This window comes from Rhodococcus sp. HNM0563 (assembly GCF_012726195.1).
In the GTDB taxonomy this organism is placed as follows: domain Bacteria; phylum Actinomycetota; class Actinomycetes; order Mycobacteriales; family Mycobacteriaceae; genus Rhodococcus.
Genome location: NZ_JAASAF010000011.1, coordinates 94598 through 118093 on the forward strand (window position 1 = coordinate 94598; position 23496 = coordinate 118093).

The window sequence follows — 23496 nt, forward strand, 5'->3', positions numbered from 1 at the left end:
ACCACCGCCCCGGAACGTCCGACGATCCGGGGCGGTGCCATCAAGAGAACAGACGGGCAGCGACCCCCGCCGGCACGCGATCGCGTGCCGGTGGCGGCACCGCCCGCCGCGCAGGCTGTCCGCCCCTGCCGTGGCCCTGCGCCGCCGCGCGCCAGGCGGGAACGGCCGGACTGCACCGCGGAGCGCTCGCCTGCAACACCGTAGGACCGGCGCCGAGACGATCAGTGCAATCACGAACCCACGACCGCCAGGAGCCCCGATGCCCGCCCCAGCCACTGCCTCGCTCGCCCACGCCGCGTGGGAGAGCCCCTCCCATCCGCAATGGCGGCAGCTCGGCTCCCGACTGACCGACTGGGTCGACACACTCACCCCGCGCCGCGACGTCCTCGTATCGGTGCTCCCTCACCATCCCGGCAGTGGGCAGCCCGCCGGTGTGTTCAACCACCGCACCGCCCGCATCGCCCTCGACGCCACCCAAGCGATGCCCGGCCGGCCCGACCCCGACCGAATCGATCTGCGCGACGAGCGGGACCGAGCCCGCTTCCCGGTGCTGACCGGCGTCCTCGCTCATGAGGCAGGCCACGCCACCCACACCAGCCGCCGCTACGGCCTGAGCGGGGCGGTCGCGGAGTGGGCAGCGCTGCTCGAGGAGCCGCGCATGGAGAGCCGAGTGGCCGCAGGGAACCCCCAGGCCCGCCGATGGTTGCAGGCCTCGGCGCTGCACCTGCTCGGGCAGATCGACCCCACCAGCACCGATCACGCAGCCCGCACCCTGGTCCTGCTCGGTGGCCGCGTTCTGGCCGGCGTGCTCGACGCGGAGTCGTTGCCAGACCTGGACGCCGTGCTGGCGCCGTGGCTGACCGTGGAGCAGATCGCGGTGATCGCCGAACAAACCGACCGCGCGATCGCCGCGGAAGACGGCGACACAGCGACGATCACCGCCGCGGCCGAGAAGATCGCCTCGCTGTTCGGGGACGATGCGCAGAGCGGTGGGACCGACGACGGCGACGATGACTGCGGTGCGCACCACGGCGCACCCGGGGACGGCCCGCTCGCGGCCGCACTGACTGCTGTCGCTGTCGCCGCCGCCCAGGAGTTGCGTGCAGCGGCCGGCATCGTCGATCCGTCTCCCGCGGCTGTGGCTGCCCGTGCAGCGCGTCAGGCCCACACCTCGCAGGCCGTCGAGGACCAGCGCACCGCCCGCCAGGGTTCGCACGAGTCTCGCCGCCGCCGCCCGACTGCTGACGATCACAAGCACGCGAAAGTCCTGACCCGGAGCCTCGAATCGGCGGCGTTGCGCGCTGTCGACGTGACCCGCACGCCGTCGTCGACCCCGCCGGGTCGTCTGCGAACCTCGCAGCTGGTGCGGCGGCGGGGACAGATTCATGCTCGGGTGCGGCCGACCGCGACCCCCTGGGAGAACACCCGCCGGCGGACTGTCGACACCCCGAGCCTGGTCGTGGGCGTCGCGCTCGACATTTCCGGCTCGATGGAGCCGTTCGCTGCGCCCACTGCGGTGGCGGCGTGGGCGCTGGCCCGGGCAGTACGGCAGGTCGGCGGCAAGGCCGCAACAGTGACCTGGAATCACACCTCGTCACTGCTCCCGGTCACGGCAGTGAGTGGATCGGTCCCCGTGCCGTCGATCGGCGGCGGGTCCACCGGCTTGCCGGCTGCGCTGCGCGTCCTCGACCGCGAGCTCGCCCTCGGCCGCGATCACGGCGCACGGATGGTCGTGGTGGTGACGGACGGTGACCTTCCGAACGATGCCGCGGTGCGCGAGGAGGCGGAGAGGCTGGTCGCTGCTGGTGTGCGGATCCTGTGGCTTGTGACCGAGGCCGGTGGGATGACGCCGCCCGAGGGGGCAGAAGTCGCCGTGATCGAGGACCCGAGCCGCATTGGGCAGCTCATCGGTGCCGCGGCGGTGACTGCGTTGAGGTCGGAAAATCGCAGGTAGTGGAAATAGCTCAGCCCCACCATGTGGTGGGGGCTGAGGCTCTTTACGACTCGCGCCAGCGTGAGCATGAGCATCAGCGGCACGTACGGCATGTTTCGGCCGACCCGGCAAGCCGGGGTCTGTATGTGTGCGGCCCCGTGGGGCGCGGGATCAGTATGGCACAAGATGTGGCTTACGCAAAGCCCCAATGTGGCTTAAAAGTTGCTTCGTGATTCTGCTGCCTGCCATACCTGGTGGCTCATATGCGCCTTAGCCAGCACAAGTTTATGTTTCAATCGGGTGCGCCAACGATTCGGGACAAAGCAACAATTTGCACTCGGATTGCCCAAAGGTGATGCTGACGGAGCAACGAAAAAACCCCACGAACCCGCCTCGATTCATGCCCTGCGCAGCGGTGATCGTATGGTGGAGCGACGATCGAGCCATGCAATCCGCGTAGCGATAGCCCGGGGGGCGCGCGAGATGGAGGTAACCAGGGGTGGCGCAGTACGACCCAGGTGAGCAGACGGACCCAAACGCACGGAAGCGCGTCGACGAACTGCTTGTCGAAATCCACGAGTCGATGCCCGGCCCGTGGTCATTCGAAGAGTTCAGGACGTGGTTGTCTCGCCGCCGCGGCGTCCCCATCGAGATGCGGCCCCGACCGGACGATCAGCACGTCGACGCTCCATGTGGGTGGACCCTTGTCTGCGAGGACCGCGACATCGTCTACTACCCCCTCGACACACCTGAGACCCGATCACGATTCATCACCTACCACGAGTTCGCACACCTGCTGTTCAACCACGACGACGGTGAAACCGATCGCCACGCCCTGGCCCGCGAACTCGCTCCCGACGTGGACCCCGAACTCGTGAAGAAGGTCTTCGGCCGCACAAACTACGACCGACCCGAAGAACAGGAGGCCGAGCTCCTTGCCCTGCACCTACTGCGCAATGACGTCGAACACCTGGGCATCGGTGTCCGATCCAGCAACCCGAAAGTTGCCACGCGCGTCGGTCGGGCGCTACGGCTGCTTCGGGGTCGATAGATGACCTCGACACTGCCGGCCGCCATCGAGTGGCCGATGATGATCATCCTTCTCACCGTCGCCCTGCTACGGGCGCTGTTCCTACACTCGCGCCTCGACCAGCGATTGACGACCATGCTCGTCTTCTGGGGATTCTGTGCACTCCTGCGTGACCCCCACATCCAGGACCAGCTGGCCGAGCACCTCGTGGATCCGTCAGTTATCCGTCAGACAACCCACATGTTCGCCATGCTCGCCAGTGCGGCGATCATCGGCGCATGCGCGCTCTGGGCCGCCCCTGCGGAACGATCGACGACCGGTCTCGCCGCCGCATGGCACCGGCCCGAAACGCAGCCGATCGTCTATACCGTGGTCTTGACCATGGGACTCGCGCTCTTCCCGCTCTCTGCACCTGCCCGTGCCGCCGGACAGACGCTCGAACAACATGGCGGATGGCAGCTGATCGCCTACATGGTGGTCTATGCGGCCCCTACGATCGTCGCGATCAGCGCGGGGGCGGTGCTCCTCATCGAAGCGGCACGGCAAACGAAGAGTGCGCTGGCGGCCGTCGGATTCGCGCTGGCCGTCGTGGCGTGCGCGATCTCCCTGCTCGACTCCACCACCCGCATCATCAACGCCTGTTTCCTCTACGGCGGTCACCGCAACGCGTTCACAATCTGGCGTAGCGAATCGAACGATGTGCTGTTCTTGCCCGAAGTGACCCTCATCGCGCTCGTACTGACCGGCCCGCTGGTGAACCGACTGGCAGAGCGAATGGGACTGGACAAATCGAGCCGTCAGGTCCGCCGTCTCACCCCCATGTGGAACGACCTGTCCGGCGCTGTGCCGACCGTCATCCTGCAACAGCGCCCCGACCGCGCCGACGAGCTCGCTCAGCGAATGAGCATCGAAATCTGGGACACCCTAATCCGGCTTCGCGACTATCTTCCGCCGCGACTGATTCCCCGGCGCACCCCCGACCTGTCGCACATCCGTGAGCGCGACCGGGTCGGCGTGACAGCAGCGCTTGCGGTGCAGGAGGCGATCGAGGGCTATCGCACCGGGACTCCTCCCGAGTCGTCTTCCGCCACTCCCTCCGACCTCAACCATCTCGATCTTGAAGAACTGGCCCGAGGATGGGTACTAGCTCCTCACACTCTCCGCACCGAGACCGAAGAACAGACAACCACGGAAGGACATGGGCGGCCCGGGCTGTCCACACCACATGGCTGAGCACAACACCATTCCGCATCCCCCCAAACGACTTCCCATCGTCGGCGACGTAGTCGGCATGGATCGCGCCAAGCCCAACCAGAAGACCCTCGTCATGCACGAGCTTCTCGGCCCGATCTACCGCCGCACGATCATGGGCATGCACCTGACCTTCGCGTCCGGCGCCGACGTCGTGGCTGACCTCAACGACGAGACCCGATTCCGCAAGCACGTGGGCCGGCCGATCGCCCAGCTGCGTGAACTTGCCGGCAACGGCCTGTTCACCGCAGACAATGGAACCGGCGCCTGGACCGCAGCCCACAACGTCCTCGTGCCCGGGTTCACCAAGGACGCCATGCGGGGCTACCACGACACGATGAGCGCCACCCTCGCCGAACTCCTCAAGTCCTGGGACCAACGCCCGAGCCAGGCCCTCGACGTCACATCCGAGATGAGCAAGCTGACCAGCGAGGTCATCGGCAGGTGCGGATTCGGCCGCTCGTTCGGCTCGTTCGATCGCGACGAAGTCGACCCCTTCGTCTCAGCCATCCAACGCGCTCTCGACTATTCACAGCGCTCGTCGATCCCACTGCCGATCCTGGGCAAGTTGCTCGGCCGCGCAGAGGCCCGTCAGAACGTCGAGGACATCGCCCACCTGCGCTCGGTCGTCGACGACGTGATCGACGCCCGACTGCAGGGCACCGGGACACATTCCGATCTGCTCGACCTGATGCTCAACAACCCGGACCCTGACACCGGGAAGAACCTCGACCGCGAAAACATCCGCGACCAGGTGATCACCTTCCTGATCGCCGGCAACGAGACCACGTCGAATGCGCTGTCGTTCGCGCTGCATCTGCTTGCCACCCATCCGGAAGTTGCCGCCCAGGTTCGCGCCGAGATCGACGCCGTGTGGCCGGATCGGTCCCGGCCGCAGCTGTCCTTCGACCAGGTTTCGAAGCTGCGCTACACCCGCCGGGTGATCGACGAGACGTTGCGTCTGTGGCCTGCAGCGCCGGGCTACTTCCGGGAAGCAATCGAGGACACGACCGTGGCTGGCGGCTACGAGTTCAAGGCAGGGGACTGGGCGTTCATCCTGTTGCTGCGTCTGCACCGGGACCCGGTCTGGGGGCCTGACCCCGAGCGCTTCGACCCGGATCGGTTCCTGCCCGAGAACGTCAAGGCACGTCCCGGTCACGTCTACAAGCCCTTCGGCACCGGGATTCGGTCGTGCATCGGTCGGCAGTTCGCGTTGCACGAGATGCAGCTCGCGCTGGCGACGATCGTGCACCAGTACGACCTGGTGGCCGACCCGGACTACTCCTTGGAGGTTGCCGAACTGCTGACCTTGCGGCCGGCAGGGCTCAAACTCGAGTTCCGTCCGAGGTAATGGAGCCGCGGCGGTGTTCGTCCACCAGCGCCTCGAGTTCGGTAACCAGCGATTCGAGGCTGCTCTGGGCGCCATCGCCGCCGCGGAAGCAGATGCCGTTGAGTTTGGCGTCGCGGGCTGCGATCAGCGCGCGGAACTGCAGGTCGTAGTTCGCGGTCCCCGGAAGGTCGATCAAGTAGTTCTCGGGAGCAGAGAACTCACGAGCGATGGCTGCGAGGAGGTCATCGCCCGCGCCCGGGTGGGTACCGCTGCGCAACGCGATGATGTCATCGGCGGTGATCTCTGTACCCAGATCAGCGGATACCGCTGCGGCGACAGACTGAGCAGACCGCTCGGACTGTCCGAACTCATGGGCGAGCTGGAACAGCCGGTCTACACGCGTAGCCACTTCGGCAGCTGTCACGAGTCGATGCCTCCTCTGCGGCTAGCGAATCGTTCCTCGAATCGTGCCGCTAGTTCTTCCGGTATGCCGTTTGCGCGGCCAATCAACCAGCGCCGGTAGTAGCGCTCCTCGGCAGAGGGTTCCTCAGGATCGACCGGTTCAGCAAGATGCGCGCTGAACGCGAATTCGATCATGGTAGGGATGCCGTTCTTCGAACTACGGTTCCGTTCGAGGATGTCGGTGACCCAGGTCCCGGTCAGGGAGGAAACAAAGCGCTGCAACGCCTCGGTGGTGCTGGCCAGCCGATGATTGCCGTCGTCTTCCTCGGCGAGGACAGTCAACGAATTCAGGATCTCCAACAGTTCCGTGAGCTGCTCGAGCGAAACAGGGACTTCCATCGGCCCGAGTTCGAACGCCGGCGCAGGGGAAGCTGGACGGACTGGAGGTTCGGGCAGAGGGGTGGGATGTCCGCCGGCCCACACACGTGCCGCGCTGCCCGGCTCCCATCGCAACGCATGATCGAAGCGATTGCGGGTGGTGGCGGTCGGCTCGCTGCCTTCCGCGCGCTCAATGCGCGTCTGTGTGGTGTCCGAGGGGCCACCAGCTGCTGTGACGTCGTCCTGCGTCATCCCGAGTGCTTCGCGGCGCTCGCGCACGATACGTCCGAAGCGGACGCGGTTGGACGCCTTCATGCCTCACAGCCTAGGGGACCAAGCGACATCAAAGCTAATTGATGGCGAAAAAAGTTCACGATCGACATGCCTCCTTATTCGCCACATGAGCTGCGGCTATTACATCTGTCTTGGACATGTCCTCTGTTCGAATGATGCCAGGGTGTCACTTTTGAAGCTGCACGATGGGACGGATGCGCAGCATTATGTCCGATAGAAACACTTGTTCTCCCGGCTGTCCGACGTGAAGCGACCGCTTCTCGCAGTACAGGCACGGTTCATGAGAACTAACTGTGGACGCTCCATTCGCGTGAGATCTGAAACACAGCAGCGGCCCGTTCATAGCGTCGAATCCGACATCGCATCCCAGCCACATCGGAGGTTCACATGACCGCTCCCGCCGCCACCCGCATCCCCGCCAGCCGCGCACTCGGCGCCGACATCAGCGCCGCACGCAACGTCCACGATGCCCTCGAACTCGCCGGGCTGGCCTGGGGGATCGAAGAGCACCCGGCCGATAGCTTCGCCCTCACCACCCCAGGTGGGGTCACCATGACCGGCATGCCGGGGATGCGCTTCTTCCTGCGTTCGGACACCAAGGAGGCGTTGCACCTCGGCGGTGCCCGGTACACACCTGTCACCAACGCGGACGCATTCGCCGCCGCCGACGCTGCGGTCGCGATGGGCGCCCGGTTCGCCACCGGCGGCGCCTTGCGCGGGGGTCGACAGACGTACTTGGAGCTGGATCTGCCGGATGCGGCGGTGAAGGTCGGCGGCAAGGATCTGGTGGCCTTCACGCTCCTACTTCGCACTGCCCACGATGGGTCCGGCCGCGTCTCGGGCGAGGCCCGAGTGAAGCGTCTGGTCTGCACGAATGGGATGACCGCAAACATCGGGTTTCCCGCTACGTTCGCGATCGGTCACACCCGTTCCGCGCACGATCGACTCGCTGCCGCTACGACGATGGTTCAGGGCGCGGTCCGCTTCGCGAAGGAGTTCAGCGCGATCGCGGATCACATGCTCGACACCCCGATGACGCTGACTGAGTTCGGCGCGTTCATCGACGCTATGTACCCGCGGCCCGACGAAGAGAACGCGCGCGAGTTCGGCCGGTGGGAGCGCCGTCGTCACGAGCTGATCGAACTGTTCCGCTTCGCGGACACCAACGATCTCGGCCGGGGAAGCCGCTGGGGCGCGTACTCGGCGCTGACCGAGTACGTCGACTGGTTCGCACCGGTCCGGGGCGGCGACGACGCCCGGGCGACGCGTCAACTCGACGGCACCGCCCAAGGCGCCAAGGACCGGGCAATGAAGATTCTCGCCGGCGTTTGATCGCTCGCTGGAAAGGGCGGGGAGGCCTGCAGGCCTCCCCGCCCTTTCTCGTCGGCGCGTTGTGCTGTCCGCCCCTAATTCAGCCGACCTACCGCGAACCGTGGGTATCACGGGTATCACGGGTATCGCGTGTTTTCCGGGTACTAGGACTGCAACACTGCAGGTCGGAGGGGAGCAGGGTCGAGTCATCACTCCAACCAGCAGAAAGGACACCCGTGATGACCATCGTGCAGCCAACCGGGAAAATGAGTGCCCGGCAGCTCCGCCACAAGCTCAACGTCGCCCACGCGTCCGGGCGGCTTCAGCCCAACGGCCGCGCACGCGCCGCGAAGGGCAAGTGGCGGGGTAACCGCTCCGCCACCCGTCGCCGCGCGATTGCTGAGGCGGCGCGTTGACCATGACCACAGTCGCCGAGATCAACGCTCAGTTGGACGTGTGGCACGAGGTTGTCGCACACGCACAGCGCGCCCTTGCGAGCCTGAAGGTTCAGCGTGTCGGCGTGGTGGCTCGGGACAAGCACCCTGATGCCGCGGAGCTACGCCTCGGCTGCGACGCAGAGGGGTATTACCTGTTCGGGATGTATACCGCGGACGGAAGCGATCTGATCGATGGAACGGAGGAGATCGACGGTATCGATCCTGACGATGAACTCCAGGAAGCAGTCGCCGCTCTGCCGTCTCGGTCGGTTTCCTACAACCGGGACGCCGAGGCATACGTGATCCGGGTTCTGGACGTAACTTCCGCAACTCGGCCGAGCATCGTCGACACCGTGCACCCGAAGGTGGCCTAGTCTCACGCCCCCTCTACCTGATGCCCCAGCCCAGCAGGCTGGGTGGGGCATCAGGTCTTTCCGGGTTCGATGTCCCGGGCAGGAAGTCGGGTTCCTCAGGCGGACGGCTGGCTCTGTGGGAACGCGGTCAGACGGTGGGGCGCAATGGCCATTCCCAGGTCTCACCGTCTGTGATGAACGGGGCGTAGATCAGGGTCGAAGTATTCGCCGGTACCTCCAGCGCGAAGGTGAATTGATATTGCGAGGCGGGAGAGAACGACTGCGGTGTGCTGTTGAGGAAGCACATGAACGCGGGCGAGCTATTCAGACCTGCATGGGTAATGCCGGCGCTGTCGAGTGCGCGCCACTCGTGTTCGTTGAAAATTCCGGGATACGTCGACAGGTCGTCGAGGGGCTCCTGGGCCGTGGCGACGCTCATGTCCACCATGAGGAACTTGCCCTTCTCGGGCATGACGGTCTGTCCAATGGAGCCGGTGCACGAATCGGCGAGTTCGAGGCTGGTGATGGCGAAAGAGATGTCGCAGACGCCGGTGTCGGGACTGCATCCGATCCCACCAGGCTGACCAAGCTCCTTGAGGAAACCGCCACGCGGGCTTTTCGGCGGGGTGGAGGGGGCTGTCGTTGTGGCGTCGGCCGTAGGGGTGTCCAGTGAGGGAATCGAGGGGTTCGGTGCAGCCTCGCTGCCGCAGGCCGTGAGTGCACCGATGGCGGCTAGCCCGAGGGCAGCGAATCGAAACGCGGTCTTCATACATGGTGGATCGTTGGGTCGCCCGGAACGGTTACCGGATTTGTCCGGTCTCGAGGGGCAGTGCTGGCCGTGAAGTCAGTCCCGATAACGTGACTGAAATACCCGCCCCATAAGAGGGTACTTTTGCAGCATGAACGGGACACGCTGGTTGACAATCGCAGCCGAACTCGCCACCACCCAATGGGGCCTGTTCACCACCGCCCAAGCCCGCGCCGCCGGCATGCACCCCAAGCACCTCGCCACCCTCGCCGACGCCGGCGCCATCCACCACGTCCGCCACGGCATCCACCGCATCCACGGCGCCCCCTGGCACCCCCACGAAGACCTCCGGGCAGCCTGGCTCGCACTCGACCCCACCCGCACCGCCGACGAACGCCTCACCGAAAACCCCATCACCGCAGCCGTCTCACACCGCAGTGCCGCCAAGGTCCTTCAGCTCGGCGACGTCGATGCAGACCACCTCGAGTTCACCCTCCCGCGCCGCCGCCAGACCAGACTGACCGACCAACGCTTCCACGTCGGCACCCTCGCCTCCGACGACACCGAGCTCGTCGACGGCCTACCCGTCACCACCGCAGCACGCACCATCGACGACCTCGCCGCCGACCTCCTCGACGGTGGCCACCTCGCCGGAATCATCCACACCGCAATCAGCACCGGACGACTCACCTACGACGCGGCCGCCACAATCCTCGACCGGCACTCCCGCCGCTACGGCCACCCCCGCAACAACGGCCAGCGGCTGCTCGAGCATCTCCTCGCCTGACCAACACCCAGAGGTTCATCCTCGGGGCACACGGGGTCTACTCAATCGCCGGGAGACAACGGTAGACCGACCATCTCCTCGAACTCTGCCCGGCGATCGTCCTCCAACCTGTCCCAGACATCCCGGTACGAGTGCCACGGGATGCCATGGTGAATCCCAGCAGGCTCGCCCCAAAAGCCGACGTTCAACTGCTGTTACCGGCGACGCGGGAATGCACTGCAGCGTCATGAACTGTCGGTCCCCGCTGTCCGCGAACACGCTCACGCTCCCAGGAGACGCCGGCTATTCGTCGCCCTCCCGGACCGGAAACTGCACTGCAACACCGGGAACCACCGCCGCAGACGATTCCCTGCATGACCCAGCGATACCGCAGCGCCGGCGCCTTCCACATGGCCCTGAACGCACGCATCAAGTCCGTAGCTGCTGCCACCGGCGCACCAGCCGCACAGGTCCGCCGCCAGTTCCTGGCTCAACGGTTCCTTGCCCGCGTGTTCGCCGACCCCACCGCTCCCTGGATCCTGACCGGCGGCACAGGCCTGCTGATCCGCCTCGCAGGCGCACGCCACAGCGAAGACCTCGACCTGCTCCACACCAGCCGCGGAACCGACGCCGCAACCGCCATCGCTGACCTGCGCGCCATCATCAACGCCACCGACGGTCTCGACCCGATCCGGTTCACCATCAGCGTCCCGACCACCCTGCACGGCCTCACCGGCGGTGCCACCGTGCGCGTCAGCGCACACCTTGGCACGACTGCCGCCGGGAACTTCCCCGTCGACCTGGTCGTCGGCCGCAGCACCGTCGGTCACATCGAACGCCTCGCTCCGGCACCGGTCCTCGACCTCGACGGCCTCACACCCACGCCCGCGATCGCCCTCTATCCCATCGCGGACCAGCTGGCCGACAAGATCGCCGCGACCTACTTCCGCTACGGCCCGCGTCGCTCGCCGTCGACCCGCTTCCACGACCTGGTCGATCTGCTGTTCATCGTCACCCATTGCGCCATCCCCGCCGCCGACACCCATGCGGCGCTCACCAGCGAATTCCGCCGTCGACAGATGCCCGCCGTCACAGCCATATCCGTACCCGGCGACCGCTGGCATGACGGCTACCGTCGCACCGCTCGACTCGCTGGACTCCCCTCCGAGTACACCGATCTCGACCACGCCCTCGCGACGGTGGGCGCGTGCCTGAACCCACTGCTCGACAGCACCCGCACCACCGGCACGTGGTGCCCGGACGCTGGCGCCTGGCTCGACGACTAACCGTCCCGGGGCTCACGCCCGGCACCCTCCCGGCCAGCACTCACGCTGTCCGACACCCTCGCACGTGGCGAATGCCCAAACCAGCACTGCACAGATCGCCGCTGCAACAACGGAACTCGGCGCACGAGACGGTGAAACCGCACCGCCGCCCTAACACCAGGAGCCGACCATGACCCTGTCGCTGATCATCCCGATGGCCGCATTCGTCGCCGCTGCCGGCATCGGAGCCCGCAAGTGGCTCTACGTCCCCTTGGTGCTGCTCGCGATCCCCGCGCCCGCAGTCGCCACGGTCCTCGCCTCGATTGCCCTGGTCTGGCTCGCTCGCCGCTACGCCGCCAACGCTCGCCCCATCGCCTCCAGCATCCTCGCCGCAATTTCCCTCATTGGCTGGTTCATCGGCACCGGTCCCAGTCTGCAGGGCTACGGCGCGTTCTCGCTGCTCCTGATCCTCGTTGGCCTCGCCCTCACCGCGGTATCCCTCATCCGAATCACCGGCGCGGATATGGAACCCCAACCTGAGGTCGCGTCGAAGTCAGCCACCGAGTCCAACGCCTGACCTCCGGCCTGGCCGCCAATTGATGAACCAGCGCCGACAACCGGGATTGGCCATGGGTTCTGTCCAACCAATGCGAGAACCCCAGCACCAGCGAGGACGATGGACCGATGCCATACGAACCCATGACCCTGACCACCGCCGATGCAGGGCAACTGCTGACCCTCCAACGCGCCGCTTACGTCGCCGAAGCGCAGGCCCACCGAGACCTCGAACTCCCACCGCTGACCGAAACCCTCGACGAACTGATCACCGAACTCGTCCAGCCCGCGGTCACCGCATTAGGCATCCGCGACGACACCGGACGCCTCATCGCTGCCGTCCGCCTCCCCCGCATGAACCACGAACCCCATGCGGCCGAACTTGGCCGCCTCGTCGCACCCGACCAGCAAGGTCGCGGCCTTGGCACCCAACTTCTTCACCATGCCGAGATGCACCTGCAACCGCGAGTGACCGAACTACGACTGTTCACCGGTGAACACAGCGAAGCCAACCTGCGCCTGTACGGAGGACACGGTTACCGCAAAACCGGGCGCACGCCGACCCCCGCCGGCTACGCCCTGATCCACCTCACCAAGCACCTCAACTGACCGCTGTTCACCCACGCGAAGCCGGTGGTGGCTGGCCACGGGATCGGGATCACGCGCAGCCAGCCCGAGACCTCCAACGATCAGAGTTCGCCCGCAACGTCGGCTCGGTAGTGCCTGTTGCTGTCGTCGAGAACCTCATCCCAGTCGACCCCAACCGCATCCGTGAGATGGTGCAGATCAACAAGCAGATCGAGGACCCCGATCTTCAGATCCTCACCGGCATCGCCGACCAGCCGCATGTAGTCGGCGAGCACTCCCACGACGTTCAGCGCCCGCACCGCGTTCGCCTCCGCCGGATCCTCGATCTCGTAGCAACGGGGCGTCTGACTGTGAAGGACCATCGCCTTCGCGAGATCCTCGACAGATTCCGCAGCCCGCAACGTGGGCAATGCCTTCACCGGCATGGGTCCTCCAGATTTCGTAGTGATCGAGAATGACGGCACCATCGTCGAATCCGTACCTGCCTGGTGTTTCACACCCCATCCCTGCTGCACACTGCCAGTGCTGCGCTGCCGGCCGCGGAGGCGTCTCTGGCAATCGGTCGGCGTGGTGAAGCCCGACCGTACGGTGGCCTCCGCCGCTTGGAGCACCATCAAGCGAGCGTCGAGCGGGGCCACCAGCTGGCTCTCGGCGCGGTAACCGTGAGGAGCGTTGCATGAGGATCCCCGATGACACCCTCGAACAGATCCGGGAGCGGGCCAGGATCGACGAGATCGTCGCCCGCTATACGCGTCTGGTTCCTGCATCCAGGGGAGAGGCGAAGGGCTGCTGTCCGCTCCCGGACCATGACGAAAGGACGCCCTCGTTCTACGTCAACCCCGGAACCGGGGTCTTTCACTGCTTCGGGTGCGACCGAGGCGGGGATGTAATCACCTTTCTCGAACTCGTCGAGCAGCTCACCTTCCGTGAAGCGGTCGAACAGCTCGCCGAACAGGTTGGGGCGGCGATCCTGACCGACCGCGAGCAGGCACACCGCAGCAGCACAGAAGGGACACCGAAACTGCTGCGTGCAGCCCTAGAGATCGCCGCCGAGGTGTACGCAACCGCGATCACTGACGACCCCGCCGCCGCGTCTGCCCGTGAGTACCTGACCGAGCGCGGCTTCACCGACGCGCACATCCGTCAGTGGGGGATCGGCTTCGCACCTCGCGGCCGCACCACGGTCCTCGGCGCACACCTGGCCACCCGCGGGCTGCCCGCGAATGCTGGACACGATGCCGGGCTCATCCGTCGGGGCCGGGCCGGTCAGCCCTACGACACCTTCGCCGGCCGACTGATCTGGCCCCTGCGCGACCCGCAGGGCCGCATCGTCGGGCTCGCCGGTCGCAGCCTCGATGACCCCGGCCACAACCCCGACCGCTACCGCAAATACGTCAACAGCGACGACAGTGCTCTGTTCCGCAAGTCCGACACGCTTTTCGGGCTTGCAGCCGCACGACCCGCCATCGTCAGGCAGCGACGCGTGATCGTCGTCGAGGGATACACCGACGTCATGGCAGTGGCAGCCGCCGGACATCCCGAGGTCGTCGGTGTGTGCGGCACCGCTTTCACCGCGACACACGCACGACTGCTGTCCAGACTCCTCGGGTCCGACGGAGAGATCGTCGTGATGTTCGACGCGGACGATGCGGGCCAGACCGCCGCCTGGAAGATCGCTGTCGCCTGCCACCAGTTCGCGACGGTCACCCTCGCAGTTCCGGGGGAGCGCGGTTCGGACCCGTGTCAGCTGCGCGCCGATCACGGCGACCAAGCCGTAAGGGACGCCGTAAACGCACGTCAACCTCTGATTCGGCAGATGCTCGGCCGCCTCCTCGCCGACGCAGACAGCCCCGAGAGGGCGGCCGTGGCCGCGCGCCGCGCGACAGCCATGCTCGACGAACTCGCCGACGACATCCTGATCCTGCGGTACCGGCGATGGCTCGCAGGCGAACTCGGGATCCCCGTGGGGCAACTCAACGTCAACGCCCCACCCCCTACGGCCACGTCTCCCACCGTCACCCCCCTCGAGCACCTGGACTGCATCCGGGATCTCGCGGCCCAGCTCGTCGACGACCCGACGCTGTGGAGCCGTCTGCGACTACCTGACGTGCTCGAACCCGCGGACCTGCTGCCCGAGCGGTACTGCGCCGTCGTCGAGCGCGCCGCAGCCGCCCCGACGGACACCCCGGATCGGTGGGCCTGGCTGCTGTCCACCGCTCCTGACGAGACAGCGCGCGCCGCAGTGACGGCACTACGGGCCGGCACGCCGGACCAGCGGGAACCGATGCGAGCGGTGAGCGAATGCGCGCGAGTTTACGGTCCGGCGCGGTTGGCTGCAGTGCGCTCGAATCCAACCGACCCCGCCTCGATTGGCAGGTTCGCCCAGCTGGCAGCGGGCCTGTCCCGCGTCATGCGGTGAACTCGACGTCGGGCGAGACAGACTGAAACACCGGGGAGTTGGTGTCGGCATCGTTGCTTACGTTCGGAACAACGATCGAGAACGCACCTACCGGAAGGACCTACCGATGACCACAGGATTCACCACGCCCCGCAGTCGCGGTCGGCGCAGCCCCGTCAAGCCGATCGGTTCGACACGATCCGCGGCCGTCGCGCCGGCAGAGGAGCCGACGCCCAGCGTCGACCCGACACCGACCACGTCCGAGAACGCGCCGACCGTGACCGAAACCGCCGCTGCATCCACCGCGCCCGCGGACCCCGCACCCGAGCCGGCACTGCCGACCCCGGACCCCGAGCCCATCCGCGCCGTCCCGCAGACCTCCACGCCCGGCCCGGAGCCGACTGCAGAAGCACCGGCCGCACCGGTGCAGGAGCAGCCGAACCCCACCGAGCCCGAGTCCGAGCCCGCGAAGCCGCGGACCGCCGCTCCCACGCCGGAGCAGCCCGCAGCCCAGTCTCCGGTCGCCCAGCCGAGACCGGAGCAGGAGCCGGAGCAGCCCGCGCCGCTGCCGACGGAAACCTCGCGAACCTCCCACCACCCCTCTGCCGCCAACCCCCTCGTCGTGATCTGGGACGGAACCGTCAGCTACGCCAGCTCCGCGGTCCACGTGCTCGACCTCGACGCCGCCGCACGCGCCGACAACGCACACGACGTCCTCGACGCCATCACTGCGCTCAAGGACGCCGCCACCGACGGCCCGGTCGAAGAGCTGGTCAACACCCTGTTCGGCATCCTGCGTTCCAAGGTCTGAGCAACAGCCGCAGCGCCGGCCCGCCGCGTCGTGGCGGGCCGAAACTACCCTATGGGCTCACGGAAGGAACACCCATGATCACCGTCAGCGCGAACCCCGCGACGGTCGCCAGCTTCGCGGCATACCTGATCGCCGACGAAGACCGGATCGACCGTCTGCTCCCCAAAGATCCGTGGTTTCACCACGGCTCCGCCTACCTCGACAGCGCGTACGGCATCCTCTACGAATTCCTCACCGGGGATTGGCGGATGCTGCCCCCAACCGATCCGGCCCTCGACGTGCATGGTGCGGTCGCTGGCACAGCCCTCGAGGTCTCCGTCGAACTCGTCGGGCCCGAACCGAACGAGCAATCCCTCAGCGGCGTCGTATACCTCGACCTCCCGAACATCGACACCATCCGACTCGCGTTGCCGAACGTCTCCCGCGACACCGACGTGTTCTCCGCCCGACACCTGTACGACCAGGCGGCACAGATCAGCCATGTGATCGCAACACTGTGCGAACTCGTCAACCGGGCACTCAAGCCGGTATCGGCACTTCTCGACACCGCGGCCTGACAGCCCACGAGGCCTGAAACACCTGCCATCACAGTCCATAACGTTCGGGACGAACCAACAACCTCCCGAAAGGACTCCCATGGCAACCGTGACCCTGCCCGCGACGGAATTGCCCATCCCGGACCTCGACTGGTCCATCGCCTCCTTCAAGGGCCACCTGACTTCCGACGGCGTCGCGTACGTCGCGAGTCTGCGGCGCAAGGGCAAGAAGGTCGCCAACGTCGAGCACGACGGCCGTGGCGGCACCGTGATGGTGTTCTGGGCAACGGCCGCGCAGGAACACCGCGAGGCATGGGACCGGTGGGTGGCCGACTACCAGAGCCTGCACCCCGAGGACGCTGCCTACGAACCCGAGGGCATCGCGATCGAGTCGCTGATCAACGAGTACGAGGTCGCGGCGCAGCTCCGGCGCGCGGCACGCCGCGAGACGCCCGTCCTTCGCCCCGGCGAAACCGTCCTCAACTCCGGCGGCTACACCACGCTCCGTGGTCTCGCCGACTCACCCGGTGTGAAGGCACACCTGGAGAAGCCCGAGAACGAGTTCGATCGGTTCTGGGACGGGAAGATCTGGGTCCAGTTGTGAGCAAAACGGCCCGGTGACAAGCGAATTTCTTGTCACCGGGCCGTTCTCATTTGCGTCGCCGCCGTCTGGATAACCAGCGACGTAGCCTCACGCACCGAGTCCACCGGAAGCTTCCCGTCCGGTGACCCCCTACGACAGGAGACGAACATGCCCCAGCGCGACAGCATCGTGGTCCTTACCGAGAGCGAGGCCGCTGTGGTCACGGCCGCGACCAACAACGACCACATCAAGGAGGCGATCAAGGCGCTGACTGCTCGGCTCACCGAGAACAGCACGGCAATGAAGTCGACGCGGTCGGGGCCGAAGACCTCCGAGGAGTTCGAGAAGGCGCGGGACGCGGCACAGGAGAACCTCCAGCTGCTGGAGGTGTTGCCCGAGAGCGAGGGGAAGGCGGCGCTGGTCAACGAGTTGAAGCAGGCCGCTGTCCTCTTCGGCGAGGGGCTGGCCATGCACGGGCAGGGACACTGACCCATGACCGCAACGATGGATGCTGCGGCGGATCAAGGGCTCGCGACGAAGGCTGCCCGCATCCATGCGATGCGTGCGCGGCTGTCGTGTCTCGATCCCGACCAGTCCCGGCTGTTCGCAGAGACTGCAGCAGCGGCTTTGGACACCCAGAGCAACGCGTTGGACGAGCTCACGGAGGCGATCGAAAGCCGCGGTGTCGCGATCGGCTTCTATCGGGAGTCGCGCCCACGCGCGTTCCTGGCGCATGAGGCCGTGTGTCGAGACGCCCGGCTTCCTGGGGTTTTTCCGTACGGCGCGGAGGCGGCCGCGGTGAGCGCGTCCGCGGCGATCCTCTACGAGAACGAGGCATTGGTTGCCGGCCAAGGAGTGCGATCGGCTCTGCTGGCTCCCGTGGTGGCCATCCTCGGTCCGGAGCGGTTCTGGACATCGCACGAGGCAGGCTGACCGCTCGGTCGAGGCGATACGCCGGTGTATCCACAGACGATGTGGGTGCGCCGGCGTATTGCGTTGTGCGGCAGCTTGATAACCAGACAGGCCTTGGATGCCGGGCTGTAGGGCCGGCGCCTCGGTCGGCGCGAGGTCATCAGAGGGGTGGCAATTGGCAAGTCCGCAGGGGCCGGGAGGCCGTGTGAGCCGGCTTCGCTGAAGGCGGTGAGACACCGGGCTGGTGCCGTCAGTCAGTCCGTGGATGGCACGACGAGTACCCCGTTCGGATCGTGCTCATCGAACGGGGTGGCGACTGCTGCAGTGCGAAGGAACGAGACCCGCTCAGAATCGGAGCGGGTGATGGCCTCGGACACGCGGGCTCTCGAGACAGAGGTCGGGGCGCGTGGTCAGCGTGATCAGCGGTGGGGCAGAGGCCATGACGATGGCCCACCGCAGAATCCGGATGTGCTGACTGGATCCGGTTGTGTTCGTGGAGGATCGACTCCGCTGGTGGCGCCGGGACTCCTCGACAACCCCACCGTGCAAAGCCGAGTTCGGAGCGAGGACCCGGTCGAAGTAAGCGCGCGCTTCGATCGGGAGTGCACGCTCGCGGACTTACTGGGGGTGAGCGGAGAGGTGGTCCTGTCCGTCGGCGACGTCCGACGGGTGGGGTGCGACGAACCCGAGGAGATCCCGTGCGCGTCGTGCGATGAATCCGTGAGGGGCGAAGATGCCTTCTGCTGAACGATTTTCGCGATGTCGACCTTGCCGGCGCGGAATCGGCGGGGGATCCGGCTGACGAGTCGGCCCAGCAGCATCCGGGGCGTACGGGAAGGGGTGGCCGCGGTAACAGCGTCGGTCGGCGCGACCTGCTCGACGGCGTCGAAGACGGTCAGATCGTCGAAGGACAGTTGACCGTTGTCAACAGCGCGGTCCTCGGACTCAGTCTCGGTGTCGTGCTCGAGGACCAGGGTCTCGAGTTCGATGACAGTCTCGTCGAACGTCTTGGGTCGTCGAGGCTTCGTTTCGAATGCGTCGCGGACGCCGAGGTTGAGCGCGAGCTTGTGCACGTTGCGGTAGTGCATGCGGAGGATCTTGCCGAGGAAGTTCATCGACTTCCCCTGCTTGGCGCCGCGAAGGACGATCGCCTCGCTCTCTGCGACGCTGAATTCATGCTCGCGGAGCAGGCCGGGGTCGTGGAAGGCGAGCTCGACGACATTCTCGTCCGGCCTGTCCAGGTCAGTGCTGTTGGCGTCAGCGCCATCTGGGCGCTTGGCGGCGTCGGGGATCCATCCGAGAGCGGTGTCGTCGGGGTGGATGTCGGCGTCGGGGTGGATGTCGGCGTCGGGGTGTCCGTCGTAGTCCCATGCCACTCCGGCACGGACGACTGCGCACGGGCCGATGCCATCGAGGATTTCGATTCGAGTTCGGTTTCGGCATGCCTGCACGAGGGGGCAGCGCGCGCAAACCTTAACTGCGCGTTCGCGATCCGACGTTTCGTCAGACTCGAACACGTCGAGGAGGGCGTCGCAAAGACGACGGTCAGCAGAATCGACGACACCAATGGGGTCGCCGAGCGCAGCTGTGCTCATGGGAATGTCCTATGCAAATTGTGTGGCAGATCCGATGGTGATCACTCTAGCGCACGGCGAGCGAAGTTGTGGGATGCGCTGCGGTTTCGGTTGCCCCGAGTTGCGTTGCAACACATGGAGAAGCGAAATGTCACCGTTGGTTCATGACTTACCGATTCGCCACCATCGGATGCACGCACGTCGGCTACAGCACCCGCGGCATGCGGATGCACCGCGACACCGGCTGGAACCTCCGCGTCGTCGACGGCCAACTCGCCTACAACCAGGCCGTCAACCAGATCATCGACGCCGAATGCCAGGGCCTCTGGCACGGCGGAGACGTCACCCACTGGTCCCGCCCACTGCCGCGCGACGTCGAATCAGTCCAGCGTCTCGACGACATCGTCTTCGACGCGGGCCTCTGGAACGGCAAGAACAGCGGCAACCACTGCGCAGGCTCCGGCGCAGACCTTTCCGCCGTCGCCATGTTCGACCGACCCACGATGAACGCCTTCACCGTCTACCCCGACAGCCGCCGCACGCCGGAAGACAGCGTCGGCCCTTACCCTGGCCTCTACGAGATCCACCAACCCGACCCCGACCAGGCCATCTACCTGCACGTCATCAGCCACTACGGACTCGACCCGGATCTCCGCAACCAGGGCATCGCGATCGAACCGGAACCACTCGACCACGGCATCAATATCCTGTGCTCGCACGGCATCTTCGTTGGAGACGAACGCCTCTACAAGGCTGCCGAGCGGCACGGCGCAGACCGCCTCGTCCCGACCGAGTGGGTGACCCGAGGGTTCGACCTCACCCTCCTGTCGGACTTCCACACCCCCGGCCCGGTCGAGGGCTTCGGAGACCCCGACGGACGTGGCCAGGTCTGGTACACCGGCTCGACGGTCCGACGCGGATTCTCCGACGACGAGTCGCCCCGAGGATGGCTGCAAGTCGACCTGCCGGACGCCGCCGCACCCCAGGTGACCCTGCGCGAGATCTGGCAGCGCCCACAGCGCGACTTCGACCCGATCAACGCCACCACCATGACGGTCGCGCAGATCAACGACATGGTGCGCGATCGCCTCGCCTCGCAGCGCTGGATCGACGCCGAGTCGGAAGCTCTCACCGGCGACGGCGGATGGATCCTGCGTCAGCGCATCGTCGGCGCCACACCACAGCAGCGGCAGGGCATCTACGAGCTCGCGGGGGAGTGGGCCAATGCAGCACGCGATGCCGCGTACTGGTCCACCACCTTCGAGAACCCGCTGAGCGGAATCTCACTCGCGCAACCCGCCCACGAACAAGTTTCGATCACCGAGCGTGTCGTCGACCTGCAGGTTGCGCTCGACCACCGCGTCGACCACGGAACCGTCGGCAAGACCCTTCGCGATGCCCCCGAGTCTCTCCGCGACGCCGCACTCACCAAGGCCCGCGCCGCACTTGGCGCACCCCGCGCGGACTGACATTCGGAGAAGCAGGTCCCTACCGTCCCCACCACCAGCCCCACCAGGAGACACGGATGCGCACGATCGACCTGACGGTCAAAGCCACCATGACCGATGAGCAGTACGCCGACTACGCACGGGACTTCGGCGTGCGCAACGTGCCCATCGACCTCGCTGCCTACCTCGAACACAACCTGCTGCGGCGCAGCAACCTCGCCCAGGACTACCTGACCGACATCGCGGTCGCCGCGAGCGATGCGCCAGCCCAGAACGCGGAGGCCCGATCATGACGCGCGCATTGCCACCTACCGCCCCCCGTCGTGTGGCCGAACTCCTCGCCGACAGGATCGTGGAGGACGACAGCGGCATGGCTTGGAAACTCGAGGGCGTCTGCAACCAGACCGACCCGGAGCTGTTCTTCCCGGAGCAACGTGCGTCTACGGCAGTGCCCAAACGGATCTGCGCCAAGTGCCCCGTCCGAGTCCGGTGCCTCAACCATGCGCTGGAACACCACGAAGGGTTCGGGATCTGGGGCGGCATGACAACCAATGAGCGAAAGCGCCTGCTCGCAACAACCCGTGAACGGAGAACCGCCGCATGACCCCTTCCACGGGACAAGATACGAACGACGTCGTCAACGCACTGAACCGCTGGAGCGCTCACTTCGCGACCGAGCCCCTCGCGTGCCCACGCGATGGAAGTGCACTCGTCGCAGTTCGCATCGATGGCCCCGCCTGGACCTGCCCCACGTGCACGATGACCCAGGTTGTGACCGAGGAGCAGTTGACCGCCGCGCTCGACGCGCTTGACCTACCCACACCAACGACCGCCGATCGGCCAATCCCGGGCCGCCGACGCAACGGCCGGCTCGACCTCGGCCTCCCGCGACCCGCACTGCTCGGATCTGGCGGCAACCTCGACGTCTACGGTCTCACCGTCGCGGTGACCACGACGCTCGTATTCATGGCGCTGATCCTGATCATCGCTCGGCTCATCCCGCTGCCCGCCGGCGTCTTCCTCGCCGCGTGGACCGCAAGTTGCGCGATCGGCTACCTGGGCTACGCCACGACCCGCAGGGACATCACGACCGGCTACTGGACGCCGGTGGCGGTCACTTCCGTCGAGCCCGGAATGTGGATCGCACCTCATACCAGGGTTCGGAGCGTCGCCCAGGTCCGGCAGGTGACCGCAGCGCAGCTCACCGGTGTCGTCACGATCACCTGCATCGACGGCACCACCTACAGTCGCCCACGCGGCGCCGTCGTCGCTCAGCTCCATCCGGATCACACACCGTCAGTCTGACCTGCGAGCTGAAACAACCCACTGACTCGATTCCTACCTTCTCTGCGGACAGTTGAGATGGAAAGGACGGCAACGGAAATGGCTCACTACAAGGTTTCCTGGGAGATCGACATCGAAGATGTGGACACACCGCGGGAGGCAGCGCAGCTCGCCCGCGCAATCATGCTCGACCCCAGCAGCGAGGCCGTCACCTTCAGCGTCGCCGGTGAACTCATCGACCTGGGTGAGGAGTAACCGATGGGCGTGAAGGTCGAGGTGTTCGACGCCGAGGCAACCTCGGTCGAGGTCGTCGGTCCCGGCGAGGAACTTCCCTACGGGGACCTCATGACCGGCCAGCCGGCAGTCCAGCCGCCCGGGAAGTTCACACTGCTGATCAGCGGAGATGAGTGCACGGCGATCGACGGCACTCGCACGCAGCTACGCGATCTGCTCCGCCGGATGAAGTCAGCATTGGACGACCCGGCGCTGACGGACGAGATCTGACCCCACCGCTGGCCATCCGATCATCTCGGTGGCCGGCGGTGGCATCACGTCCCGAAGAGGATGCCGGGGCCGAAAGCGTCGTCGCCGAGATCCCCGCGTCTACCACAGCGAGAGGGGTCGCCCGGCGTCCTCGGCGGCGCGGATCCGCGCGTCGATCGCGGCAGCGTCCTCGCCGGCACGCAGGCCCGCGCGCACAGCTTCGGCGATCGCATGGCTCCGTCCCGCTGCGCCACGCACATCCGCCAGCGGCGAGTGCAGGTTCCGCCGGCGCCGAACGTACTCGATGCGATTGGTCGCGTTCGTGCCCAGTCGCATGTGCCCGGGGTTGGTGCACGCGGCGTAGTCGCACTGATGGCAGACCGTGACGTCGTCGGTCGCTGTCCAGCCGAGTCGCGTGATGACACCGTGCGCGAGCTGGAACGCGAACAGGTGCGCGGGAACAGTGCCTCGGCGTGACGGCCCGGGCAGGCTGGCCGCGCGGTAACTGGCGTGACCAGTGGAGGAGATCGCGCCGATCCATGGCCAGCACTGGTTTTCACCGCGCCGGTACCGCTTGCTCTCGAAACGGGCGACTATCACCGGATCGGACAACCACCGCCGCCACAGGTCGGCCGGCACCCGAACAGGTCGGCGGTCACCGAGCAGAGCCAACTGCTCGCCGCGGTCAGGCAGCCCCTCGAGCTCCAACATCAGACCGCTGGCCACCGACACCTCCAAACACCTTCACAGAGCCCACGTGCCCCTGATCGTACGGGCATCGCCGCAGGTCGGCGAGACATATCCGGCCCCGCTGTCACGACTGAAA

General features: G+C 66.4%; 29 protein-coding genes. 23 read left to right on the top strand and 6 right to left on the bottom strand.

The features are described from left to right. The first annotated feature begins 259 nt into the window (after positions 1–259). From HCA61_RS22340 to HCA61_RS22355, 4 genes are all read left to right on the top strand, one after another. Positions 260–1954 carry a hypothetical protein gene (locus tag HCA61_RS22340; protein WP_169690393.1) on the top strand — a complete coding sequence of 565 codons (1695 nt, stop codon included), beginning with the start codon at positions 260–262 and terminating at the stop codon, positions 1952–1954. A gap of 478 nt (positions 1955–2432) precedes the next feature. Continuing rightward, a complete protein-coding gene (locus tag HCA61_RS22345) occupies positions 2433–2984 on the top strand; it encodes an ImmA/IrrE family metallo-endopeptidase (protein WP_169690394.1) in 552 nt (183 codons plus the stop codon). Next, entirely contained in the window at positions 2985–4196 is a 1212-nt protein-coding gene (locus HCA61_RS22350) for an MAB_1171c family putative transporter (protein ID WP_169690395.1), read from the top strand. Next, positions 4189–5565, top strand: coding sequence for a cytochrome P450 (locus tag HCA61_RS22355; protein WP_169690396.1), 1377 nt, complete (start codon positions 4189–4191; stop codon positions 5563–5565). The genes HCA61_RS22350 and HCA61_RS22355 overlap by 8 nt, the downstream gene beginning before the upstream one ends. Here the strand turns inward: HCA61_RS22355 and HCA61_RS22360 are convergent. Continuing rightward, positions 5540–5968, bottom strand: coding sequence for a hypothetical protein (locus tag HCA61_RS22360; RefSeq protein WP_169690397.1), 429 nt, complete (start codon positions 5966–5968; stop codon positions 5540–5542). The genes HCA61_RS22355 and HCA61_RS22360 overlap by 26 nt on opposite strands. Then, entirely contained in the window at positions 5965–6639 is a 675-nt protein-coding gene (locus tag HCA61_RS22365; protein WP_169690398.1) for a helix-turn-helix domain-containing protein, read from the bottom strand. Before HCA61_RS22365 ends, HCA61_RS22360 begins: the two co-directional genes overlap by 4 nt. 366 nt (positions 6640–7005) lie before the next feature. On the opposite strand from HCA61_RS22365, the gene HCA61_RS22370 reads away from it, so the two are divergent. The 3 genes from HCA61_RS22370 (at position 7006) to HCA61_RS22380 (ending at position 8740) form a co-directional block, all read left to right on the top strand. After that, positions 7006–7950 (top strand): DUF932 domain-containing protein, encoded by a 945-nt coding sequence (locus HCA61_RS22370; RefSeq protein ID WP_169690399.1) that lies wholly within the window; start codon positions 7006–7008, stop codon positions 7948–7950. Between the two features lie 245 nt (positions 7951–8195). Further along, positions 8196–8345, top strand: a complete 150-nt coding sequence (locus HCA61_RS22375; protein ID WP_169690400.1) for a hypothetical protein — start codon at positions 8196–8198, stop codon at positions 8343–8345. 2 nt (positions 8346–8347) lie between these two features. Continuing rightward, positions 8348–8740, top strand: coding sequence for a hypothetical protein (locus HCA61_RS22380; RefSeq protein WP_169690401.1), 393 nt, complete (start codon positions 8348–8350; stop codon positions 8738–8740). Positions 8741–8867: 127 nt separating this feature from the next. Here the strand turns inward: HCA61_RS22380 and HCA61_RS22385 are convergent, their stop codons facing one another. Further along, positions 8868–9488: a hypothetical protein gene (locus HCA61_RS22385; protein WP_169690402.1), complete on the bottom strand. Its 621-nt coding sequence runs from the start codon at positions 9486–9488 to the stop codon at positions 8868–8870. 130 nt (positions 9489–9618) lie between these two features. On the opposite strand from HCA61_RS22385, the gene HCA61_RS22390 reads away from it, so the two are divergent. From HCA61_RS22390 to HCA61_RS22405, 4 genes are all read left to right on the top strand, one after another. Next, positions 9619–10254 carry a type IV toxin-antitoxin system AbiEi family antitoxin domain-containing protein gene (locus HCA61_RS22390; RefSeq protein ID WP_169690403.1) on the top strand — a complete coding sequence of 212 codons (636 nt, stop codon included), beginning with the start codon at positions 9619–9621 and terminating at the stop codon, positions 10252–10254. Between the two features lie 353 nt (positions 10255–10607). Then, positions 10608–11519: a nucleotidyl transferase AbiEii/AbiGii toxin family protein gene (locus HCA61_RS22395; protein WP_169690404.1), complete on the top strand. Its 912-nt coding sequence runs from the start codon at positions 10608–10610 to the stop codon at positions 11517–11519. Positions 11520–11688: 169 nt separating this feature from the next. Further along, positions 11689–12075, top strand: coding sequence for a hypothetical protein (locus HCA61_RS22400; RefSeq protein WP_138845962.1), 387 nt, complete (start codon positions 11689–11691; stop codon positions 12073–12075). Between the two features lie 107 nt (positions 12076–12182). Then, positions 12183–12662 carry a GNAT family N-acetyltransferase gene (locus HCA61_RS22405; protein ID WP_169690405.1) on the top strand — a complete coding sequence of 160 codons (480 nt, stop codon included), beginning with the start codon at positions 12183–12185 and terminating at the stop codon, positions 12660–12662. A gap of 80 nt (positions 12663–12742) precedes the next feature. Here the strand turns inward: HCA61_RS22405 and HCA61_RS26045 are convergent, their stop codons facing one another. Beyond that, a complete protein-coding gene (locus HCA61_RS26045; RefSeq protein WP_206040457.1) occupies positions 12743–13066 on the bottom strand; it encodes a hypothetical protein in 324 nt (107 codons plus the stop codon). Positions 13067–13317: 251 nt separating this feature from the next. On the opposite strand from HCA61_RS26045, the gene dnaG reads away from it, so the two are divergent. From dnaG to HCA61_RS22440, 6 genes are all read left to right on the top strand, one after another. Then, on the top strand, positions 13318–15060 hold the full coding sequence (dnaG, locus tag HCA61_RS22415) for a DNA primase (protein WP_169690406.1): 1743 nt from the start codon (positions 13318–13320) through the stop codon (positions 15058–15060). Positions 15061–15166: 106 nt separating this feature from the next. Beyond that, positions 15167–15850 (top strand): hypothetical protein, encoded by a 684-nt coding sequence (locus HCA61_RS22420; RefSeq protein ID WP_169690407.1) that lies wholly within the window; start codon positions 15167–15169, stop codon positions 15848–15850. 74 nt (positions 15851–15924) lie between these two features. Further along, the gene (locus tag HCA61_RS22425) at positions 15925–16407 is read left to right on the top strand and encodes a hypothetical protein (protein ID WP_169690408.1); all 483 of its coding nucleotides are present in this window, start codon (positions 15925–15927) and stop codon (positions 16405–16407) included. Positions 16408–16486: 79 nt separating this feature from the next. After that, positions 16487–16990: a hypothetical protein gene (locus HCA61_RS22430; protein ID WP_169690409.1), complete on the top strand. Its 504-nt coding sequence runs from the start codon at positions 16487–16489 to the stop codon at positions 16988–16990. 147 nt (positions 16991–17137) lie between these two features. Beyond that, positions 17138–17458 carry a hypothetical protein gene (locus HCA61_RS22435; RefSeq protein ID WP_169690410.1) on the top strand — a complete coding sequence of 107 codons (321 nt, stop codon included), beginning with the start codon at positions 17138–17140 and terminating at the stop codon, positions 17456–17458. A gap of 3 nt (positions 17459–17461) precedes the next feature. After that, complete coding sequence (locus HCA61_RS22440; RefSeq protein WP_169690411.1) at positions 17462–17902, top strand: hypothetical protein; 441 nt, start codon at positions 17462–17464, stop codon at positions 17900–17902. 398 nt (positions 17903–18300) lie between these two features. Here the strand turns inward: HCA61_RS22440 and HCA61_RS22445 are convergent, their stop codons facing one another. After that, a complete protein-coding gene (locus HCA61_RS22445) occupies positions 18301–19257 on the bottom strand; it encodes a hypothetical protein (RefSeq protein WP_169690412.1) in 957 nt (318 codons plus the stop codon). A gap of 362 nt (positions 19258–19619) precedes the next feature. On the opposite strand from HCA61_RS22445, the gene HCA61_RS22450 reads away from it, so the two are divergent. The 6 genes from HCA61_RS22450 (at position 19620) to HCA61_RS22475 (ending at position 22691) form a co-directional block, all read left to right on the top strand. Beyond that, on the top strand, positions 19620–20924 hold the full coding sequence (locus tag HCA61_RS22450) for a hypothetical protein (protein ID WP_169690413.1): 1305 nt from the start codon (positions 19620–19622) through the stop codon (positions 20922–20924). A gap of 56 nt (positions 20925–20980) precedes the next feature. Continuing rightward, entirely contained in the window at positions 20981–21196 is a 216-nt protein-coding gene (locus HCA61_RS22455; RefSeq protein WP_169690414.1) for a hypothetical protein, read from the top strand. Next, on the top strand, positions 21193–21507 hold the full coding sequence (locus tag HCA61_RS22460; RefSeq protein WP_169690415.1) for a WhiB family transcriptional regulator: 315 nt from the start codon (positions 21193–21195) through the stop codon (positions 21505–21507). Before HCA61_RS22455 ends, HCA61_RS22460 begins: the two co-directional genes overlap by 4 nt. Beyond that, the gene (locus tag HCA61_RS22465) at positions 21504–22208 is read left to right on the top strand and encodes a hypothetical protein (RefSeq protein ID WP_169690416.1); all 705 of its coding nucleotides are present in this window, start codon (positions 21504–21506) and stop codon (positions 22206–22208) included. Before HCA61_RS22460 ends, HCA61_RS22465 begins: the two co-directional genes overlap by 4 nt. Positions 22209–22286: 78 nt before the next feature. Next, the gene (locus tag HCA61_RS22470; protein WP_169690417.1) at positions 22287–22442 is read left to right on the top strand and encodes a hypothetical protein; all 156 of its coding nucleotides are present in this window, start codon (positions 22287–22289) and stop codon (positions 22440–22442) included. A 3-nt stretch (positions 22443–22445) separates the two neighbouring features. After that, a complete protein-coding gene (locus HCA61_RS22475) occupies positions 22446–22691 on the top strand; it encodes a hypothetical protein (RefSeq protein WP_169690418.1) in 246 nt (81 codons plus the stop codon). A 99-nt stretch (positions 22692–22790) separates the two neighbouring features. On the opposite strand, the gene HCA61_RS22480 is transcribed toward HCA61_RS22475, so the two are convergent. Beyond that, positions 22791–23402: a hypothetical protein gene (locus tag HCA61_RS22480; RefSeq protein ID WP_169690419.1), complete on the bottom strand. Its 612-nt coding sequence runs from the start codon at positions 23400–23402 to the stop codon at positions 22791–22793. Between the last annotated feature and the right edge of the window lie 94 nt (positions 23403–23496).

Coding starts and splice junctions, on each gene's coding strand:
- HCA61_RS22430 (WP_169690409.1), top strand. CDS start 16,487: ATGGCAACCGTGACCCTGCCCGCGACGGAATTGCCCATCCCGGACCTC.
- HCA61_RS26045 (WP_206040457.1), bottom strand. CDS start 13,066: ATGCCGGTGAAGGCATTGCCCACGTTGCGGGCTGCGGAATCTGTCGAG.
- HCA61_RS22450 (WP_169690413.1), top strand. CDS start 19,620: ATGACTTACCGATTCGCCACCATCGGATGCACGCACGTCGGCTACAGC.
- HCA61_RS22400 (WP_138845962.1), top strand. CDS start 11,689: ATGACCCTGTCGCTGATCATCCCGATGGCCGCATTCGTCGCCGCTGCC.
- HCA61_RS22465 (WP_169690416.1), top strand. CDS start 21,504: ATGACCCCTTCCACGGGACAAGATACGAACGACGTCGTCAACGCACTG.
- HCA61_RS22435 (WP_169690410.1), top strand. CDS start 17,138: ATGCCCCAGCGCGACAGCATCGTGGTCCTTACCGAGAGCGAGGCCGCT.
- HCA61_RS22340 (WP_169690393.1), top strand. CDS start 260: ATGCCCGCCCCAGCCACTGCCTCGCTCGCCCACGCCGCGTGGGAGAGC.
- HCA61_RS22425 (WP_169690408.1), top strand. CDS start 15,925: ATGATCACCGTCAGCGCGAACCCCGCGACGGTCGCCAGCTTCGCGGCA.
- HCA61_RS22390 (WP_169690403.1), top strand. CDS start 9,619: ATGAACGGGACACGCTGGTTGACAATCGCAGCCGAACTCGCCACCACC.
- HCA61_RS22470 (WP_169690417.1), top strand. CDS start 22,287: ATGGCTCACTACAAGGTTTCCTGGGAGATCGACATCGAAGATGTGGAC.
- HCA61_RS22350 (WP_169690395.1), top strand. CDS start 2,985: ATGACCTCGACACTGCCGGCCGCCATCGAGTGGCCGATGATGATCATC.
- HCA61_RS22460 (WP_169690415.1), top strand. CDS start 21,193: ATGACGCGCGCATTGCCACCTACCGCCCCCCGTCGTGTGGCCGAACTC.
- HCA61_RS22365 (WP_169690398.1), bottom strand. CDS start 6,639: ATGAAGGCGTCCAACCGCGTCCGCTTCGGACGTATCGTGCGCGAGCGC.
- HCA61_RS22475 (WP_169690418.1), top strand. CDS start 22,446: ATGGGCGTGAAGGTCGAGGTGTTCGACGCCGAGGCAACCTCGGTCGAG.
- HCA61_RS22385 (WP_169690402.1), bottom strand. CDS start 9,488: ATGAAGACCGCGTTTCGATTCGCTGCCCTCGGGCTAGCCGCCATCGGT.
- HCA61_RS22455 (WP_169690414.1), top strand. CDS start 20,981: ATGCGCACGATCGACCTGACGGTCAAAGCCACCATGACCGATGAGCAG.
- HCA61_RS22420 (WP_169690407.1), top strand. CDS start 15,167: ATGACCACAGGATTCACCACGCCCCGCAGTCGCGGTCGGCGCAGCCCC.
- HCA61_RS22375 (WP_169690400.1), top strand. CDS start 8,196: ATGAGTGCCCGGCAGCTCCGCCACAAGCTCAACGTCGCCCACGCGTCC.
- HCA61_RS22440 (WP_169690411.1), top strand. CDS start 17,462: ATGACCGCAACGATGGATGCTGCGGCGGATCAAGGGCTCGCGACGAAG.
- HCA61_RS22355 (WP_169690396.1), top strand. CDS start 4,189: ATGGCTGAGCACAACACCATTCCGCATCCCCCCAAACGACTTCCCATC.
- dnaG (WP_169690406.1), top strand. CDS start 13,318: ATGAGGATCCCCGATGACACCCTCGAACAGATCCGGGAGCGGGCCAGG.
- HCA61_RS22395 (WP_169690404.1), top strand. CDS start 10,608: ATGACCCAGCGATACCGCAGCGCCGGCGCCTTCCACATGGCCCTGAAC.
- HCA61_RS22370 (WP_169690399.1), top strand. CDS start 7,006: ATGACCGCTCCCGCCGCCACCCGCATCCCCGCCAGCCGCGCACTCGGC.
- HCA61_RS22405 (WP_169690405.1), top strand. CDS start 12,183: ATGCCATACGAACCCATGACCCTGACCACCGCCGATGCAGGGCAACTG.
- HCA61_RS22380 (WP_169690401.1), top strand. CDS start 8,348: ATGACCACAGTCGCCGAGATCAACGCTCAGTTGGACGTGTGGCACGAG.